A 19868-nucleotide genomic window follows, 5' to 3' on the forward strand; every position below is an offset into this window, starting at 1 on the left:
TAAAATCAGAAGAAAGCTAAGAATACTATTTTAATAGTGCTCTTAGCTTTTTTAGTATCCCAAATAAATGTAAGGTGCATTTAAATAGAATATATCTTATGCTATTTTAATAAAATTATAATTTAGCATTTATTAGATATATTTTTTTGAGTTTTAAATTCTTAAAAAAGATTTTTTGAATTATAGATGATTTGATATAGCGGAAATACATAAGGTGCTGTACAATTTTACATAGTATTATTGAATAAAATGTGAGTTATTTTGTTTATGCAAATTTTAAATAAAAAGATTTAAGATAATACTAATGGATACAAATATCTTAAATTGTTTTCATGATAAAGTAAAAGAAGAACTATATTTAAATGTATTAATACTAATCAGTGTCGTACTAATTACAGTACTTAGGCAACCAAAAAAAGACACTTTTTTGTAATAAAGATTTTAAACATCCGATTATAACAAGATAATTAATTAAATGATGACTTTATGTATTGTTCCACAAAAAAAGTTGAGCCATATTTAATTTAAAAAAAGTTAGCGAAAAAAATATAGATATCTTCGTATTTTTTTATTATTAAAAGGAGAACATACTCGTGTACGACGAACATAAATTTATTAAGGAAAATGGCATTTTTTATACTGATAAAAAATTGGCTAACAAAATGGTTAGTTTATTAAAGATAGATTATAAGAGTGAATTCACTCTTATTGAACCAGCTGTCGGTGAGGGACATATACTGTCTCTTATTGTGAAAAAATATTTTATTGAGAACAAAGATAAAAATAAAGATGAACAGGCTGAATTTTTGGAAAATAATATAGCTGGGTTTGATATTAGAGACGAAGCGATAGCTGTTTGTGTAAGCAAATTAAATGATCTATCAGAAAAATATATACAAAGAAAAATTGAATGGAATATTCAGAAATTTGATGCTCTTAATAGAAAAGAACTTATTGAAAAATTTGGGACATATGATTATGTAATCAGTAATCCCCCATATGTTTCAAGACATAATATGGATGAGAGAACAATCACTGCTCTAAGAGAAAAAAGTGAGTTTTGTTCAAAATTTAATTTTGACTTATATTATTATTTTTTTGAAATAGGATTTGATTTATGGAACAGAAGTGGGAAAATTGTTTATATCACGCCTAATAGCTATATCAAAGCTAGAAGTGGTGAAGTAATGATGAGATATCTCATTGATAATTCACTAGTTGAAACAATCATTGATTATAAAGATGAGATGAAGTTTGAAGGGGCAACTACCTATACGGCAATCAGTGTTTTTTCTACAGGTAATAAAGTTTTACGAGTAAAAAATAATAAGGGGATAAACTTGGTTAAGGTAACATATAGAGATTTAATGGAGAAATATAATTATATGATATACAGCCATGATTTTTTAACTGAAGTTCAGGAAGAGTTTATTGATTTGGGAGAGTTTGCTGAGATAAGAAATGGACTTGCTACCTTGCAGGATAAAGTCTTTATAGTAAACGAAAAAGAGATAACTGGAGAAACAGATAATGTACTAATGTTTATGAAGGAGAAAAAGCCTTTCTCAGTCAATAAAGAAGTGCTTAGGAAAGTTATAAGAGTTTCAAAAGTTGAAGAAATAAAATATCTGATTTTTCCATATATTTCTGCAAACGAAACAAAAACAGCTTATCTTCAAGATACTGAAATAGAGGAGCATTACCAAGAAACCTACGATTATTTATCTGAAAGGCTTGATGAAAAATATCAAGATAAATATGGTTTATATTTTGGTAGAACCCAAGGCTTTACTTGTTATTATGATCAAAAAATAGTGATTCCTAAGGTGGCTTCGTTGGAAGATAATCCATTCAAAATTGTTGGAGAAGGATTCTTATTATCTGGTCTGTCGATTAAACTAAAAAATGAATATTTGAGAACTGATTTAAATCAAATTCTAGACTATCTTAATTCAGATGTAGTAAGAGCTTATTTAACCATTACATCTAAAAATTATGCCGCTGGATATAAGAGTATTAGTTCTACAGATTTGAAGAAGATTAAAATTCCAAGAGATTTAATAGTAGGGGAGGACTTAGAATGAAACAAGAAAAGATTGCTAATTTTAAAGCAACAACAAGAACTGTTAACTTATTAGGTAGGGATAATGTTTTAGACTATAGAAGTGCAGTCCTAGAATTGGTAAAAAATAGTTATGATGCTTTTTCAAAAAGAGTCGATGTAACAATAAACAACGAAAACATTGAAATTATTGATTACGGTTCTGGAATGAGTTATGAGAAAATTCTTGAGGTTTTTTTTACTGTTGGAACTGATGATAAAACTAATATACCTTATATAGAGACTGATGGCGATAAGAGAATAATGAACGGTTCAATGGGAATTGGTAGGCTTTCATTAGGAAGGCTTGGAAATAAATCAACCATAATTACAAGTGATTCATATCAGGCGCATAAGTTTGATATTGACTGGACAGTGTTTAGCTCTGGTAAAGATATAGGGAGTATTAAAATACCTATTACTGAAATAAGCCTTGGACAATTTGAAGAAGAGTATAAAAATAGAAACTTGCAAAATCCTAGCCAAAAAGGAACTATTATAATTTCTAAGGATTTGAGTGACGATTGGGAACGAAGTGAAGATAATAAAGAAAAGGATAATTACATACTTTTAAAGCAAAGTCTTGGTAAGCTGAAAAATCCAATGAAAAATCAGGATTTTGAAGATTTTCAAATTTTTTTAAACTACTTTGGTGAAGTTGAATCTATTGAATATGAGATAGATGAACTCGATAGTGATGCATATATTACATTCAGTTACTCATATGATGATGATTTATTACTTTTAGAAGGCGAGTTTCCTGAGATAAATGTTCTCAACTTTCCTCCAGATTTTATAAATAAGTACTATAATGAATTGAGGAAATATATAACAAAAGATGGGAAAAGAATTAATAGGTTTTCTTTTTATGATGAAAAAAAAATTAGTGAGTTTCTATTAGAAACACCTCCTAAAAATCCAATAGGAGATTTTGATGGAACCATTTATTTTACAAAAAAATCAGGTGGTAGACAGTATCCGTTTATTAATCCACCAGCAAGTAAATATTACGAATTTGATTATGAACCTGGAATATCGCTTTATAGAGATGGATTCAGAATTAGACCTTATGGTGAGACAGAAACAATAGGATTTGATTGGTTAGGTATAGAGAATATTCGTGCAAAAGATCCGGCAGCTGTTTCAAGGCCAACATATTTAATGCAGGCTAATCAATTAAGTGGATTCATTAATATTACTAAAGAAAAGAATAATGGATTTGAAGATCAATCAAATAGAGAGGGCTTAAAAAAAAGTTCTGAGTTCTCTTATTTAGTCAAAATTTTAATTCAGATAATTAAAGAATTTTCTCAAATTAGATCAAATCTCCATATTTTGTATAATGAGTATTTAGATGGTAAATCTGACAAAACTTATCACAGTCGTCAAGGCAAGTCTAAAAAACGAACTATAGATAGATTGTTAAAGAAGAATTTTGGAGATTCTCAAAAGTTATTTGAAGATAAAGAATTTCAAAAAATTGTAACTCCGAAAACAATTCTAGAATTATATTCTTTAACGGATGTTTCGCAAGATGAAAATGATTCTTTAATAAGTGAGTTAGATATGTTAAGAACTCTTGCTACTCAAGGAATTATAATGTCTACGTTTGCCCATCAGATAAAAAATGACAAAATATTTTTTAGAAATGTACCCATTAATTTAAAAGAAATAGGAGATTTGTACGAGCAGAGGTTTGGGGTTAGATATGATGAACTTGAAGAAGATGAAAATATTTATTGTTATGCTGATTCTATTGAACGTAAAAATTCAAGTATATTAGGTTTTATTGAAAATGCAACTAAGAATCCTAAAAAAGCTCGTAAGACCAAAATAAATTTAATTGAATACCTTGAATTTACTTTAAAATGGTGGGAAAATTCGATACGTGATAATTATAATACGTACAATTATACAATAAATGGTGAACACGATTATGCTAAACTAGCGGATCCCTTAAAAAAAATCTTTGTACATGCTAGTGACCATCAATTGGATTGCATTTTCTTAAATTTAATTTCAAATTCACATAAAAGCTTTGAAGAAGGGAAAATTGTAAATAGAAATATAAATATTGATGTGTCGTTAATCTCATCAGACCATGTGAAATTTGTTTACTCAGATAATGGCATTGGATTGAGTGAAGAAATTGAAGATGAAAATAACATTTTTGAACCATATAAAACCTACAGTGAGAGGTATGGAGGAACGGGTATGGGTATGTGGATTTTCTATTCAATAGTTAGAAGTTTAAAAGGAGAAAAGAAATTACTCTCTGAAAAAGGAGAAAAAGGTTTCGAAATAGAATTTACTTTGTTAGGTGGTATTTTTGATGAATAATGATGTAAAAAAGATTGTTATTGGATATATTGATGATGATATAGATGCAATGTATAGTTCCTATAGTGAAATAAAACGAGAGTTGAAAAAAATTGTCTCTTTAGATGAATATAAAAAATTTGACATCAAGCCATCTTTTATTTTTATTAAAGATGAGAGAACACAAGAAGATTTCTGGGATAGTTTATTGGAGAATAACTATCATGCTTTAATAATGGATTTTCGATTGAGTAATAGTGAAATTTTTGATAGTGCTGAAATAATGTGGAAAAGAATTAAGTCACACAATGCTCATTTTCCTTTAGCAATCTATACTTCATATAGTGATGAAGTTACAATTGATAGGAATGCTGAAAGAATTTTTGAAAAAGATGTCGCCGGACAAACGAGTGATATGATGCGCTATCTACTTAAACAAATTACGCATAATTTTGAGGAGATTGAGATTCTAGAACGGGCCAATTTGGGATTGAAAAATGATCAATCTATATCATATTCTGTTTTAAAGAATGAGGAAGAGATAGAGAAGCAATTTTCTCTTTTTTATGATTCGAATTACTCAGAAGATGAGGAAGAAAAATTCAAAATTCTTATGAAAAACGCATTTGAAATTATTGACAAATATTCTGAAAGACATGATGATAAATGATAAGAAAAATTTATAAAAGTGACTACAGAGGGTATGAAACACCTCCTACAAGAAGAAGTGGCGATGAAGTGATGTCTTTAAAATATACTAGACAATCAGATAGGAATCAAATAAGAAAGTATTTAATAGAAGATTTTCATTCAAGATGCGCATATTGTGGTTGGGAGTATGCTTCATATGCAGATTCTTTCTTTCATATTGAACATACTAAAAATAAAGATAATCATTCTGAACTAATTGATAGTTATCAATATATGGCTTTGGCATGTCCAGTGTGTAATTGTTCTAAAAGTAATAAGGAAATAGACTATTTTATAGATCCTATAGATCCCAGTTTTAAAAATCTTTTTTACAGAAATAAATTTGGATCAATTGTTGTAAATAAGGAGTTATCGTCAAGTGAAAAAGAAATATCTAACCAATATATTGAGATGATAGGGCTGTATAAAGAATTATATAAATTAGACTATGTATATGGAGCGTTAAAAAAGATTAAGTCTTGCGAGATGAAGTTGGAAGAAAGAGATAGTGATTTTATCGTTAAGATTATAGAGATTATTGAATTCATAGATCAAGTAGCTAGAAGAAAAACAAAGTATACTGATTTTTGATTTGTAACTATTATTGGAAAACTAACACCCAAACTAGCACTAACCCCGAAAATTCGATAGAATTTCACAGCTTCTTCCAAAATAACGGATGTTGATTTAACAGCATTTAGAAGCTGTTGAAACTTGTAGAAAACACCATCCTTTTGTGGGATAAACCTGTTCTACTAGCTAGAAACCTTATTTTGTAGGGTTTCTAGCTTTTTATTTTGCGTAAAAATAGGTAGGCTCTGTGAAAAGGTCTGTGACTTTTTTTAAAACCAACAAATTGAGCAAATTTATCAGCGGTTTTTTCAGCTTCTTCTGGCATGATATGAGAATAAATCTCTGAAGTAATTTTTACGTCTTTATGGCTAAGGGGTTCACTTACTTCCTGAACTGGTACGCCAGCCTGAAGCATGAGTATGCTGAAAATGACGTGTTGTGATTCTCGGCAATTCATACTTTTTATTAAGTAGTTCAACCAATCATTCACGATTTATGGATAATATAGTTCGTTTTACATTGGTGAAAATATATTGATCTTCACTTGAAGTATTGAATCCCATGCTTAAATAATCTGTACGTTGAACTACCCGCCATTTTGACATGATATTTACAGTTTCATTATCCATGCTGATTGAACAGGTACCAGACGCAGTTTTAGGCGTTTGAATAATAATGTTAGTAAACTCATCCAAGGCTAATGTCTTACCGATTGAGACGCTATTGTTTTGTAAATCAATATCCTTCCACTGTAATGAAAGAATCTCAGATTTGTGACAGCTGTAAAAGCTAGTAATCGAAAGAAAGTCAATTGTTTAAAGTTTCCATAGTCTTTGAGACATTTGAAAAATTGATTCATTTCTTCCTTTGTATAATACTACAGCTTCTTTTCTTCTTTTTTTTGCTTTAGGCAAAATGTTTTTACTCATTATTTAGATAGATAAAAGAAATGAGAGAAATGTACATGCAAAAAGGAACTGTCAAATGGTTTAACGGAGAAAAAGTTTATGGATTTATTGTGAACGAGGGGTCTGGAACAGATATCTTTGTCCAGTATAGTGAAATTGTCGGAGACGGCTATCGTAATTTAGAAGCTGGTCAACTAGTTGCATATACGATTGGAGAGAATAGCAAAGGAACAGTAGCCACGAATGTAGTACCAGAGTAATGAGTATTTGATCAATTATCTATCTTACTCTTTATTTTTAAAAGGTTCTAGCCAGTCATGTATCGATTGACTTTTTTGTTGTAGTCAGGAATAAGGGTGTAGTGAATATTTCAGCCCGTTTAGGAAACGTCAAAAATGGTGAGTTCAAAGGTTTAGAGGTGAAAACAAATAGGATTGTAAGACTTTTTTCAGATGAGCGGACATTACCGCCGTTTAAATTATAGGTTGCGAAAAAATATGCAGACTATGAAAAAGAGTTCTTTTTTTGTGGTAATGGGAAGTAGGTCTATAAATATATGGTCAAGATAACAGTATCGAATATATCACCCTAGTTGTAACTGTTTGTAATATAGATAATAAAACTTTGAGATAGATTCATTGTAAAATGTCCATCGTACTATTAGCATATTTTGGTATACTTAATTCTAGGTGATTTAGTTCAACATTATTTTTTGCATAGGAAATAATTAAAAAATAACTGTATTGGCTAACAGAACATCCAAAAAATATTGAAGTTGGAAATAGTCACACTAAATAAAGACAGGTAGCGAGGTAAATAAATTGAGTATTGAAACACTTTTTATGACATTTATTGTTTATTCATTTGTAGGTTGGGTTTGGGAAAGTATTTTTTGTTCGATTAAGGATAAACATTTTGTGTATCGAGGTTTTTTATTAGGACCATACTGTCCTGTCTATGGTTTTGGTGTAGTCGCAGTACTGTTATTAGTACCAGAAAACGCGGGAACCTTACTAAACTTATATTTCAATGTTGTTGTAATTGTAACGATTATCGAATATATAACTAGCTGGTTACTTGAAAAATTATTTAATATGAAATTATGGGATTACACAAATGTTCCATTAAATATTGGTGGAAGGGTTGCTGTTCCTGTTTCTCTTTTTTGGGGTATTGGTTGTCTTATTCTAATAAAAATTGTTAATCCATTTTTTCAATATTATATTCATCTTTTCATAAATAATACACGGAGCATTGGCCCGATTCTTTTAGCAATCTTATTTTTAACTGATGTCGTGACGACATTTACATTTACAATTACTACTAAAAAAGAAGTCGAAGTTCACATAGATGAATCTGATACTGAGAACGCGGCAATCAAAGAATATAGGCTAAAACATATATTCGAAAATAAAAGATCTTCAAAGGGTAGAACAAAGGTGCTTGAAAATTTGTCTCAAAAGCATAAAAATTTGCGACTTCATAATCTGAATAGAATTGTAAAGAATTATCCCAATATGAAATTTAAAAAAAGTAATTAGTATGATCATAATTCATATTAAGAACCAAATTTCTCTATCTATGTAACCATGATTACAAAATAAAATTGAGAATACCAAATGAAGCATACCAACTACTTTTCATTTTTAACGAAAAAATTTTTTCGTTTTAATTAATGCCCATCACTTTTTTATTAGTAAAGCATTTATAGACTTAAGGAGACAATTATAATGATTAGACGAATAAAATCGGTTGTATTGCTAGGTCTTTTAGCGTGCACAGATTATCATTAGAAAAAATATATTATTCAAGAATACGAGGCGGTTTAAAATGGAAAACAATAAGTTTATTAGATATTTGAGTTGGACAGCAACTTCATGTCAATTTTGATGTACGTTTCTTATATACCACAGATAATAGACAACTTGTCCGGTTCAAAGGGTAATCCTATACAGCCAATGGTAGCAGCAGTGAATTGCACCTTATGGGTAATTTATGGGCTTGGAAAAAACCCAAGAGATATCCCATTAGCAACAGCTAACTTTCCAGGGATAATATTTGGCTTAATAACATTTCTTACTGCTTTATAATAATCGATTATTCAAAGATGATCTCATTACATGCGAATTGCTTCACTGTGAAAAAAAGTTCTTATAGTAGTTATTTCCTAACATTTTCGCCAATGGTTTTAGCCGATATAAATGCGAAAAATAGGAAAACTTGAAATAATATATCAAAATTGTAATTGGAGAAGTTTTTAGTTACAGCAATGTTCATTCATAGTAAGTTAGCCGTTATCTTTTTAAAAGCGGGGCAAATGTAGCTAGAAAATTATATAGTTTCTTTCAGAAGTTCCATTTAAAAGGTAAACATCAGAATATATATTTAATCAAAAGTTGCTAAAGAGCAATTAAGTAAACTAGTGTAAAAAGAAAAGAGGAAAAATATGTTACCAATTGAATTAGAATCAGGCAGACTAACGATTGAACAATTAAATGGTATTTTCAGAGCTATACCACAGGAATTTGATTTTATCGACGAAAACGACATTGTGAAGTGGTACTCTAATAACTCTATGCGGTTGTTTGACAGAGATAAGAGTGCCTTGAACAAGCATGTTCTGGATGTACACCCAGGAAAAAGCAATAAGCGAATAAATAAATTGCTAGATCAAATGCATAGTGGAGAAATTAGTCAACAAGTAATGGTCATTCCAGCAAAAGGGAAACAAATTCAAATTAGCTTCTTCGCAGTGAGAGATGACGAAGGCAATTACATCGGCTGTATTGAAGTGACACAGGACGTTTCACATTTAGTTGGTAAATCAAAAATTGGACACTTTTTGAATTTGATTAAAAAGGTTCTAAATAATGGAGTTAAATGAATCGTGAAGAAGAAATTAGTAGTAGCCATGGGAATTATTGTGTTAATAACGGGCGGAATATTAGCCATAATTAATTTAAAAAGTGACAATGATTCTGGTTGGCTTGTGGGGAACTGGCAATCTTCTGATAGCGAACTTAGCAGTACATTAGATATAACATCTACCAAAAGTAACGAGATATCATTGACCATTGATGATCAACAAACGATGAAACTCAGACGAGTTAATAAAAATACTGATGAAGCATTAGTATATAAAGATAGTGATGGTACTACGTATAAATTTATCAAAGTATCTAATGCCAAATTAAAGTTTATATTGACTGCAAAAGAAGATTTGATAGGTCAAACAAATGCCTTAGTTTACAATAAAAAATCGTCTATAAAATGAGAAATAATATTCCACGCAAGATGAGAATTTAATAATATGTATTTTGGCGTTGGTGGTCTGTGAAAAAATCTGTGACACTGGGTAAAACTATGTGCTTTTATCTTATCGCTATTAGGTTAAAAGACTTCAATAGCGAGAATGAACATATCTACTCGAAACTATAAAATAGCCAGGTTTTATATGGAAGGTTCTGTAGGATAATAGAATTAAACAAAAAAGTTTAAAGGATGTGAAACCAACATTCTTTAAGCTTTTTTATTTTTTGGGAATATTTTAAAAAATAATAAATATAATGTTTATTTAAATAATTTTTTTAAATAAGAATAACTCAAAATTCTCTTGACAAACATCTAAAATGATTTTAAGCTTAATTTGTAAATTAAATTTATCAAAAAACGCGTATTTTTTTAAACTTTTTAATATTTTATATAAAATTATTTAATATTTTCTTATTTTATCTTTCGATATATAAAAAATGGTTATAAAAAAATCGTCTTTTTGAATATTTGTTTTTTAATGTGTTGATAGTAATAATTTTCTCAATGTTTAAAGGTGTTCAATCTTTAATCTAATAATTATTAGTCTTGAAACAGAATTTTTGAGGGGGTGCATGATGGTGTAGTTGGTAAGATGTCGCTGAAACTAAAACCAATTGATAGTTACTTTGTTTTTGAGATGTCCGTTTTTGATTTATTAGATAACTTGAATATGTATTTTTGAATACGCATTCAAGTTGTTAATTAAGAAAAGGAGATGTACAGAATGAAAATGAATAAAAAAATGTTAATGGGTGCATTGTTGTGCAGTAGTTTGTTACTAGGTAGTTTACCAGTAAATGCTGAGAGTCTACCGTCAACTGCTAAGACTCCAGGTAGTATTGTTTTAGAAGAAAATGATGATCCGACTAAGCCAGTAGATCCAACAGACCCTACTAAACCATTGGAACCAGAAGATCCAGATAATCCAGGTACCGGAAATGAAGGTCCTCTATCATTGGATGTTGCACCGAAAAAATTTGATTTTGGTGTGCAAAAAATGTATCAAACTAAACATACTTACACTGGTGTAGCTATGGATAATTCCGAAGAACGAGGTGATCGACACTACTTACAAGTAACGGATAATCGTGAAGCAGATGTTACTGGTTGGACTGTAAAAGTTAAACAAGATCGAGAATTGACTGATGATGGGACTAACAATATTTTGACGGGTGCTTATATTAAATTACCAAAAGCAGATGCTCGGAATAGTTTAAATGTTCCGTCAACTTCTATCGATACTAGTTTTACAACGGTTGGTGGATCTGGGTTGAATATTTCAACTGCTGAACAAACTGTTTTTGCTCCAACATCAACAACGACAAATAAAGGGAAAGCAACCTCAACTTCATTGTGGAAATCTAGCGAAGTTAAATTAACCATTCCTGCAGGAGTAGCTAAAGCAGGAACTTATACGAACAATGTGGAATGGTCACTAACTGCCGGACCAACAATCTAATTTGTAGAGGAGTAGACAAAAGTGAAAAATGTTAAATTAGCCAGTATCGCATTAATCATTGCTCTATCTCTGTCTACAGTATCACCTGTATTAGCAGCAGAAAATTCAGTGGGGGAAACTGATGGTAATATTTCTTTTGTGATTAATGATGATCCGACTAAACCAGTAGATCCAACAGATCCGAGTAAACCTGATCCTGGTGGAAATGATGGTGACAATGAAGAAACCAAGAACCAAGGGCCATTGTCACTAGATGTAATTCCAAAGCAATTTAAATTTGGTACACAAAAAGTTTCTGCAACAGCAGCAACCTACAAAAATACCCCTGAAAGTACCAATAAGCTTAATTATTTACAAGTAACTGATAATCGTTCTGAGCTCAATGGTTGGAGCGTCAATGTTGGAATGACTGAGTTTACAAGTACGACAAGTGATGTTTTAGCTGGTGCAACGCTTGTTCTGCCATCAGGTGTAGCTAGAAATAGCACTACTGGCGAAACAGCCGTTTCGAATATTTCTACAAAAGGTGGAACTATTTCAGGTGATGGCTTAAATACTCTTACCGTATTTGGGGTTGATAACTCTGGTGCGGGTAAAGCAACTTCTGTGAACACTTGGAATGCAGGGGAAGTTGCGTTAATTGTTCCAGGTGGTCAATCAAAAGAAGATAAAACATATGAATCCACTATAACTTGGACATTGACTGCAAATGTGTATAGCTAAAAAATAAATTATATATAGGGAGTTATGCTGAATGAAAAAATTAAATATATTATTTGTTAATTTGCTGGCATTTCTTTTGTTTTTTATTGGGGGAAGCATAGTCACTGTAGCATCAACTCAAAATGCTGGTGTCGGATACAGTGTACAAAAAATTAGTCCTGAAGGAGCACAAGTTTCAGAAGCCAGTTCGTACTATGATTTACTGGTGACTCCAGGAGAAACACGAACGATTCAAGCACGGATTCAGAATTCCGAGGCAGAAGAAATCAGCGTTCATTCTGACATATTTACAACCTATACAAATGCTAATGGAGAAATTAGCTATACTTCCCAACCAGAAAAATACGATAGTAGTTTAAAATTTAAGGTTAGTGATTTTTCGACGATTGTAGCATCAGATATTGATGCTACAATTGCACCAAATAGTTCTGAAGTTGTCACAGTAGAAATCAAAATACCTGATAATATTCCAGATGGTGTTTATTTAGGTTCTTGGTATTTTTTAAGGGATGGGCAAGATGAAACGACTTCTAGTTCTGAAGGAATTTCTATTAATAACATGTATAGTTATGCGATGGCTATCAAGCTAACTGTGAATAAAGAAATTGAAGCGCCCAATATGAACTTACTAAATATTACGACAGGATTGAATAATTATCGAAAAGTGATCAATGCGAATTTACAAAATGATCAAGCAGCAGTTTTATCTAATTTAACTGTTTCGGCAGAAGTAATGAAACGTGGAGAGTATGAAGTGTTGTATTCTAACGAAATTAGTGGGTTAATCATGGCACCAAATTCAAACTATTCCTTCCCAGTTTTTTATAATGATAAACCAATGGAAGCAGGTCGTTATACGATGAATGTAAAAGCGACCACGACAGATCCAAAATGGGCAGAAAAGACTTGGGAATGGACAGAAGATTTCACGATTACGGAAAATGAAGTGAGAGAATATAGTTCAAAAGCAATTAATGATCCTGAAGTCGAAGAATCAAATTGGACATGGTTAATTATATTATTAATTGTCATTCTAATAATACTATTATTAATATTACTTTTTGTCTTGTATCGTCGTAAAAAGAAAAAAGAAGAAGAACAGGATAGATAAACTAACAACTTTAAACTAGTAAGTATTAAGATTTCAGTGTATATACAATACACCAATTATTTCTAATGATTTGAAACAAGGAGGTACTGAGCAATGAAAAAATTCTTTGCTTTGTTTTGTTCCATATTTTGTTTTTTGTGGATCCTCCTCATTAACAGTCCTGTCGAAGTAATGGCCGCTTCGACACCAGGTAGTGTTACTTTATCAGAATTTGCGGATTCGCCAACACCAGATCCTGGTGAACCTGCAGGACCGCAAGGAAATCCGGTAACAACTGGTTATCGTCCTGCGAGTAACATAAGAAAGAGCCTTCCACAAACGGGAGAAATAATTTCCATAAGTCTATCTTTAATAGGTATTCTCTTGGTTTTGATAATTTTACTTTGCCTGTTATATAAGAGGAAAAAGGAATACGCGAAAGAAAAAACTATCTGAATAAGAACAAATAGCCCCTTTATACTATTGTGAATTCAAATTTTCAGATAGAGAAATTAAAATAATATTTAATTGAGATATATCTGGAAATTAAGATAAGGATGGGTATAAATGGATAGAAAAATTAAAGGTTTAATGTTGTTATTTTTAACATTTTTTTTAGCAGCAGTTTTTCCATTGACAGCTGCTGCGGCAGATGATGAAGATCCAAATTTAGGTGAATATGACGAATTTAAATTTGGGAAAGAATATGAACCAGACATTAATCTGGGAGCTGATGATCCTAATGCAGGTCAGATACGTGAGGAAACAGATGAGAACGGTAACGTTACTGGAATTTTCTTAGAAAGCCTTATGGAAACCAATTATACAACTCCTCAAAAAGAAGGAGGGGTTATTGGGATTGGTGAGAAAAATAACGATTACACTAAGTTATCTTCAATGAAGCTACTTACTCGAGACGCAGGATTTCTTGCTAATATTGTCGGAATCGATCCTAAGGCGGAGTTTAGGACAAGTTATACACCGGGTTCGAGCAGCGAACCATTTAAAGGAGGAACTTGGAAAGGTACCGGGATTGTTCCCTTGACTGCAAGTATAAAACTTGAAGGAGCTAGTAATGCTCTATCTGATATCCAGACAGGAAACTATGGTGCATACGTGCGGCTAGCTTTTTCCCCAGGTGTAGATGCTCGTTCGATGGCAAAATCAATTAACTGGAAAAACTCTGGAGCTAGTTCAAGGTATATACTTCGAGCCCTTAATACTGTCCCTCTACCATTTCCTAAACTTTATTTTCCAGTTACTTGGGCTCCGAGATACACTAGATGGAGTGAAGATGATCCTAGCGCCATTTATATCTTAATTAAAGGTGTAAATTACAGTAACTTTTCGTTGTCTGAAAGAGGGGATATGACCACTCGTCCTATTGTTTTAGAAGGTCTGATCGCCACATTGAGCGGGTTGGGTGATATACTCGGCCATGCTGCAGGGCATATTGACATTGACGTCAATCGTTACGAAGGGAATTTAACAAGAAATGAATTGATAGAAATGAACTATGATCCTATTGGGAATGCTGATGCCTTTAAAGGAGCAGATAATAGTCCAGGTAAGGTATTAACTAAAGGAACCTTACCACCTGATCCGGCTAATAAATTGGAATGGGCATTCTACCTTCTTGATAACGAACTGATGCTAGCACCAGGATTAGCTGGGTACGGAAAGAGATTAGGGGGAATTGAGGATGCGTATTTCGATATAAGTAAACTTGAAAAAAATCCAGTAGAAAACAATTCAATCCCTTCCTGGAGTAGCTATTTCTCACCAATTGATAAGATTAGAGATGTGTCAGATCAAATATCCAGTGATGGTTTAAACCTCGATCCTCTGAAAAGTTTTAATCTTCATTCCCAACTGGACGGTGAGGGTAATTATCTGGCGACAGAGTTCCAAGAGCTTGACGGAGATGATTATACTATGGCTCTCGAAGGCTCGCTGTACAACGAAAGAAATCTTACTATATCTCATAAAGATTTGTTGATGACATACGGAGAACTTAATGATCCTTCCCTCAGTGAAAAAGGTGGTCGAGGGAATCGGTTTATGCGAATCGTCGATTTCTTTGAAAGAAAAGATATTACTGATGACCCTACAAAAAGTATCGTTACTAGCCAAACTATTTTAGATGACGAAGGAAATCAGCAACCGATTTCTGCCTTAATGAATTATTTAAATGTCAGTCGTCCTGTGTACTTTAATGGTACAGCTATAGCGAGTGAAGGTGGCGAAACAGGCAAAATCAACTCGGCTATCTTAAATGTGTTACAAAAATTTGAAAAACCAATTATCAAATTGGATGATCAAAACTCTACAGATTTAAAACTAAGGGAACGCGGTCAATTACAAGGAACAGTCAGCTCGGTAGAATCTGGCAAAGTTAAGATGTATTATTCACTTGATGGTGGAGAGTATCAATTGCTTTCGGAAATTGATACTAGTAATGATCTTGGGGATGAAAAAGAATTCGAAATTCCCAATTTATTATATCTAGATGTAGGAGATATAGGTACACATACATTTTCATTTAAAGCAGTGGATGAATATAATCAAGAGTCTGATATTGTCACACAAACGGTAAATGTATCAGCTAATAAGTATAAAATTAATTTAAAATATCTCAACAATGCGGATGAACCTATCACAGAGGCTAGAGAGATTGAGATTGATGACACCGATTTAGCAGTTGATGGTACCTATAATTTAAACTTGCGGGATTACGAATATGACAAGGATAACTGGATTTTTAAATATGCTACTTTAAACAAAGAAAGTACTCAGTATCAATTAGCTGATCCTGTTTCATTAACTTTGGGTATGCTTGAAAAAAATCAAACGAATGTGAATTATTATTATGCAGCTAACCTTCCAGAATTCACTGTTCCTAATGTAATAGATTTTGGTGAGAAAAAGACTGAATTCAAAGAAAAGAATTATTTCCCTGAAAGTATTGACGGTAAACTTGAAATTAAAAATAATACTAATACTACTGACTGGGCATTAAATGTCGAAAGTACAAAAATAATTGATTCTAATCAATCTAAAGAACTAAATGGTGCATTAAGTTATTATAAAAACGGAGCACCAAAAAATGTAATAAATGAATCTTTGACTATATTTGATGCCAACTCGGATGGAGATGCTAGTAGTGGCGTTACTATTTCTGATGATTGGACATTAGAGAGTAATTTAGGTAATGTGCCAGAAAATAAGAGAAATGGTTTTTCTATCAAAACAGCTGGAGGTAGTTCTAAAGGGGATTATAAAGCAACATTAAATTGGACATTTATTAATGGTATTCGGCCATAGAGTAAATTTTCTCTACGAAAAAGGGAACAAAAATAATAGCTTAAAGAAAATTTGTTTTATCGATTAATTTTCTTTAAGCTTTTTTGATTTAAAAAGAGTCACTCAATTTATTCATTTAATTGAAAGTCCAAATAAACTGGATTATGATCCGAATATTCAAATTCGGTATCTTCTACTTGTAAATTTTTCACTTCAATATTATCTGAAACGATAAAGCCATCAATTAAAGTAGTGTATGTTTTTCCCTTTTGATAAGGTTCGTTTAAATCACGAGCAGATGGAACAGCATCTTTAGCTAAGTCTTTATTTGGTAGACTAAAACCGGCGGGTAATTTTTCTTTTGGAAATGGGTGCGTCCAAGTGCGACGTTCTTTCGTCGTGTTAAAAATTTCTGGACTATTGCCTAAAAGATCGTGATTATAATCGCCAGCAACTACTACATAATTGCCTTTTTGATATTCTTCGCTAATAAATTCAAACAGTTTATTAAATTGCGCTGTTTGAATTTTTTTGTCACTTGTATAAGCTGAAAAATGGATATTTATGGCAACTAATTGCTTATCATTTTCAGTAGGGATATATGCGGCAGTAAAAGCGCGATCTAAGTCGAAAAATTTATTAAAATTAGTTTCAATCGGTAAAGAATAACGTCTGGCAGCTGTTATTTCTCCATGACTCAAAGTAACTAGGCCAGATTTAGCTTGGCCGATTGGTTGAGTAAAGGGATAGAATAAATAGGCTGAGTGATAATTTTCACCGTATAGATTATTATAGCTTGGTAATTGATCTTTTAGCATTTGGACTTCGTTGACTTGTCTTGAACGAGTTCCTTTTTGATCGACTTCTTGATAGAAAGCCAAGGTTGGATCCAAACTTTTAGTCGTATTTATGACGCCAGCTAAATTAGCTTTCACTGATTGTGAAGAATCAGCAATTGATTTATCCCCACCATCCATAAAGAAGCTGTAACTTGGTGGATAAGAGCCATAGCCAATATTATAGGTCATAGCGCGATATTCGGTATTCGTTGTTAGTTCTTGCTGAGAAATATTTTGTGGTTTTAATGCTTGGTTATCAGCAATGCGGTCATAAGAGGCAAAAAGATAGATAAGATAGCCTGCGATTACAATAACAAATAAGCCAATTAAGATACCAATTATTTTCAATATTTTTTTCATTTTTAATCCCTCCAAAGATATGATAGCAGAATTTTATAGAAAATAATCTTAGTTAGTTTTAAACTTAGCGAAAGAGATGTTACACTGGGGATAGAAATTAATTAAAGGAGCTTGGAAATGATTCGTTTTGCAGAAAAAAAAGATGGCATGGCAGCCGCAGAGTTAATTTTAATTATTTTAAAGGACATGGAGTTAGATTTTCTGAACTATTTCAGTGAAGAAGAGACGAAAAAAGTGATTGCCGATTGTTTTTTAGATCCAACTTATCGCTATAGTTATCGCCGTGGTATTGTCGATGAGATTGATGGGAAAATCGCTGGCGTTGCTTTTGGTTATCCAGCGGAAGATGAGGCTGTGATTGACTTACCACTGATGAATTACTTAAAAGAAAAAGGGATTGAAGAAGATATTAAAATGTTTATTGATCCTGAAACTGTGCCGGGAGAATGGTATCTCGATTCAATCGCGGTAAATCCTGAATTTAGAGGGCATGGCATTGGCTCACGATTAATAGAGTCATTAGATAAATTGGCCCTTCGTGACGGTAAAGAAGTCATCGGCTTGAATGTTGACCAAGGTAATCCTCAAGCCAAACGTTTATATGCGCGTCAAGGATTTCATGATGTTGGGGAAATGACATTGAGCGGACATGTATATGATCATATGCAGAAAAAAGTAGCGCAACCGTCTAAATAGACGACTGCGCTACTTTTTTAGGATGAGAAATTTACTTCAAGATTTGAAGTATTTTCGGGTTGTTTTTTTCGATTGTAAAGCCAGTAATCCATGATTGCTGCAATGCAAATACAAATCGGTGCATCTTTTGGATTGGTAACATCCATCACATAGTAATCTCCGGTTAATAATGTTGCTTTATCCATCCGCATAATCGGTTCATTAAAATGATTGATTTTATATTTATGGTGGTAAATATTTCCATAAACAGCCCAATTTAAATGTTTAATATAATAAAAATCACCAGGCCAATTAAAAATTTTGTGGAGATTACCAACTTTTTCAATCCCAAGATAAATTTCAAACTTGTGTCCAAAAATTACGCTGGCTTGCTTGATGGCAGCAACCATTTCACCTGACATATCGTAAAGGGTCAAAACATTGCCTTTGCGACCCCAGTTTCCGACCATTAGATATAACGCTTTTCCCTGACAATTTTTAATGACGGTTCGGGTAGTTGCGCTGAGTTGTTGTTCTTGAATAAAATATTCCGTCATTTCTATCACCGCTTTTTTGAATTATTCACTAAGAATCTGTTGAATGGCAAGGGCGACGCCGCTTTCTTCATTGGTGGCAGTTTCAAACTTGGCTACTTCTTTAACAGGTAATTCTGCATTACCCATCGCAAAGCTCGTACCAGCATATTTTAACATACTTATGTCATTATAGTTATCTCCAATTGCCATAATCTCGTCTGATGTAAAATCAAACTGTTGAGCATAATGAGCAAGTGCCACACCTTTTTGAGCATTTTTATGATTAATTTCCAGGTTAGTACTGTCAGAAGCAGTAATGGCTAAGTCTCCTAAGTCAGCCAAATCTGCAGAGACTTTTTCTAAAATTTCTGCCCCATTTTTATCAAAGGCAATAATTTTTAATACTTCTTCTTGGGTTTTGATAAGTTCTGCCTGAATATCTGGAACAAAATCAGTGTGGAGTTCTTCAATCACATTTGCCACTTGGACAGCTAACTCTTCAGGTGTTAAATCTGGCGCATGATCTAAGACATTTTGATTCAGAAAAGCTTCTCTGACAGCTTGATTTTCAGAATAGACGTGTTCTGCTGTAAATACTTCTGCATAAATGGCTTGATCGTTTAAATGATTTAAGACACTAAAGGCTAAGTCTTGCGGGATAGCTGCTGTATAAACAGTCTCTCTATCTTGATTAACAATTTGAGCACCGTTTAGTAAAATCATCGGCACGCGAATCGCGGTGGGATTTAAAGCCCGTTCTGCGTGGATAATACCTCGGCCGGTAGCCGTAATAAATTTTAGACCTTTGTCTAAAGCATTATTGATAGCGGTAATGTTTTCTTCAGAAATTTGCATCTGGTGGTTTAGTAAAGTGCCATCCATATCAGAAGCAATTAATTTAATCAAAATTGTTCACCTAACTTTCTTCTTTTTCATTGATAGTGTACCATATTCTTGATGATGAACCCATAGGTATAAAG

General features: G+C 32.3%; 17 protein-coding genes and 1 pseudogene. 15 read left to right on the forward strand and 3 right to left on the reverse strand.

Translation table 11 applies throughout. The annotated features are described in order from the left end of the window. Window positions 1–593: 593 nt before the first annotated feature. From ACVWNY_RS04105 to ACVWNY_RS04170, 14 genes and pseudogenes are all read left to right on the forward strand, one after another. A complete protein-coding gene (locus tag ACVWNY_RS04105; RefSeq protein WP_454071743.1) occupies window positions 594–2084 on the forward strand; it encodes an Eco57I restriction-modification methylase domain-containing protein in 1491 nt (496 codons plus the stop codon). Further along, entirely contained in the window at window positions 2081–4441 is a 2361-nt protein-coding gene (locus ACVWNY_RS04110) for a sensor histidine kinase (RefSeq protein ID WP_454071744.1), read from the forward strand. The genes ACVWNY_RS04105 and ACVWNY_RS04110 overlap by 4 nt, the downstream gene beginning before the upstream one ends. Next, window positions 4434–5090, forward strand: coding sequence for a hypothetical protein (locus tag ACVWNY_RS04115; protein WP_454071745.1), 657 nt, complete (start codon window positions 4434–4436; stop codon window positions 5088–5090). The genes ACVWNY_RS04110 and ACVWNY_RS04115 overlap by 8 nt, the downstream gene beginning before the upstream one ends. Then, the gene (locus ACVWNY_RS04120; RefSeq protein WP_454071746.1) at window positions 5087–5701 is read left to right on the forward strand and encodes an HNH endonuclease; all 615 of its coding nucleotides are present in this window, start codon (window positions 5087–5089) and stop codon (window positions 5699–5701) included. The genes ACVWNY_RS04115 and ACVWNY_RS04120 overlap by 4 nt, the downstream gene beginning before the upstream one ends. Before the next feature lie 946 nt (window positions 5702–6647). Then, the gene (locus tag ACVWNY_RS04125) at window positions 6648–6851 is read left to right on the forward strand and encodes a cold-shock protein (protein WP_454071749.1); all 204 of its coding nucleotides are present in this window, start codon (window positions 6648–6650) and stop codon (window positions 6849–6851) included. 582 nt (window positions 6852–7433) lie between these two features. After that, window positions 7434–8132, forward strand: coding sequence for a putative ABC transporter permease (locus ACVWNY_RS04130; RefSeq protein ID WP_218324817.1), 699 nt, complete (start codon window positions 7434–7436; stop codon window positions 8130–8132). A gap of 289 nt (window positions 8133–8421) precedes the next feature. Then, window positions 8422–8681 (forward strand): annotated as a pseudogene (locus ACVWNY_RS04135) (SemiSWEET family transporter). Between the two features lie 356 nt (window positions 8682–9037). Further along, window positions 9038–9475: a PAS domain-containing protein gene (locus tag ACVWNY_RS04140; protein ID WP_454071750.1), complete on the forward strand. Its 438-nt coding sequence runs from the start codon at window positions 9038–9040 to the stop codon at window positions 9473–9475. Window positions 9476–9478: 3 nt separating this feature from the next. Beyond that, window positions 9479–9865: a hypothetical protein gene (locus tag ACVWNY_RS04145; RefSeq protein WP_454071751.1), complete on the forward strand. Its 387-nt coding sequence runs from the start codon at window positions 9479–9481 to the stop codon at window positions 9863–9865. A 762-nt stretch (window positions 9866–10627) separates the two neighbouring features. Beyond that, window positions 10628–11362: a WxL domain-containing protein gene (locus ACVWNY_RS04150; protein ID WP_454071752.1), complete on the forward strand. Its 735-nt coding sequence runs from the start codon at window positions 10628–10630 to the stop codon at window positions 11360–11362. A 21-nt stretch (window positions 11363–11383) separates the two neighbouring features. Continuing rightward, entirely contained in the window at window positions 11384–12085 is a 702-nt protein-coding gene (locus ACVWNY_RS04155) for a WxL domain-containing protein (protein ID WP_454071753.1), read from the forward strand. Window positions 12086–12116: 31 nt separating this feature from the next. After that, window positions 12117–13196, forward strand: coding sequence for a WxLIP family cell surface protein (locus ACVWNY_RS04160; protein ID WP_454071754.1), 1080 nt, complete (start codon window positions 12117–12119; stop codon window positions 13194–13196). Window positions 13197–13289: 93 nt separating this feature from the next. Continuing rightward, window positions 13290–13631: an EF2685/EF0750 family sortase-dependent surface protein gene (locus ACVWNY_RS04165; RefSeq protein WP_454071755.1), complete on the forward strand. Its 342-nt coding sequence runs from the start codon at window positions 13290–13292 to the stop codon at window positions 13629–13631. 111 nt (window positions 13632–13742) lie between these two features. After that, window positions 13743–16499, forward strand: a complete 2757-nt coding sequence (locus ACVWNY_RS04170) for a hypothetical protein (RefSeq protein ID WP_454071756.1) — start codon at window positions 13743–13745, stop codon at window positions 16497–16499. 107 nt (window positions 16500–16606) lie between these two features. On the opposite strand, the gene ACVWNY_RS04175 is transcribed toward ACVWNY_RS04170, so the two are convergent. Next, window positions 16607–17677 (reverse strand): endonuclease/exonuclease/phosphatase family protein, encoded by a 1071-nt coding sequence (locus ACVWNY_RS04175; protein WP_454071757.1) that lies wholly within the window; start codon window positions 17675–17677, stop codon window positions 16607–16609. 117 nt (window positions 17678–17794) lie between these two features. On the opposite strand from ACVWNY_RS04175, the gene ACVWNY_RS04180 reads away from it, so the two are divergent. After that, window positions 17795–18373: a GNAT family N-acetyltransferase gene (locus ACVWNY_RS04180; RefSeq protein ID WP_218324526.1), complete on the forward strand. Its 579-nt coding sequence runs from the start codon at window positions 17795–17797 to the stop codon at window positions 18371–18373. A 17-nt stretch (window positions 18374–18390) separates the two neighbouring features. Here ACVWNY_RS04180 and ACVWNY_RS04185 read toward each other — a convergent pair whose 3' ends face one another. Continuing rightward, window positions 18391–18909 carry an LURP-one-related/scramblase family protein gene (locus tag ACVWNY_RS04185; RefSeq protein ID WP_454071758.1) on the reverse strand — a complete coding sequence of 173 codons (519 nt, stop codon included), beginning with the start codon at window positions 18907–18909 and terminating at the stop codon, window positions 18391–18393. A gap of 21 nt (window positions 18910–18930) precedes the next feature. Continuing rightward, window positions 18931–19794 carry a Cof-type HAD-IIB family hydrolase gene (locus tag ACVWNY_RS04190; protein WP_218324528.1) on the reverse strand — a complete coding sequence of 288 codons (864 nt, stop codon included), beginning with the start codon at window positions 19792–19794 and terminating at the stop codon, window positions 18931–18933. Between the last annotated feature and the right edge of the window lie 74 nt (window positions 19795–19868).

The sequence above is a fragment of the Enterococcus sp. JNUCC 77 genome (genome assembly GCF_054819945.1).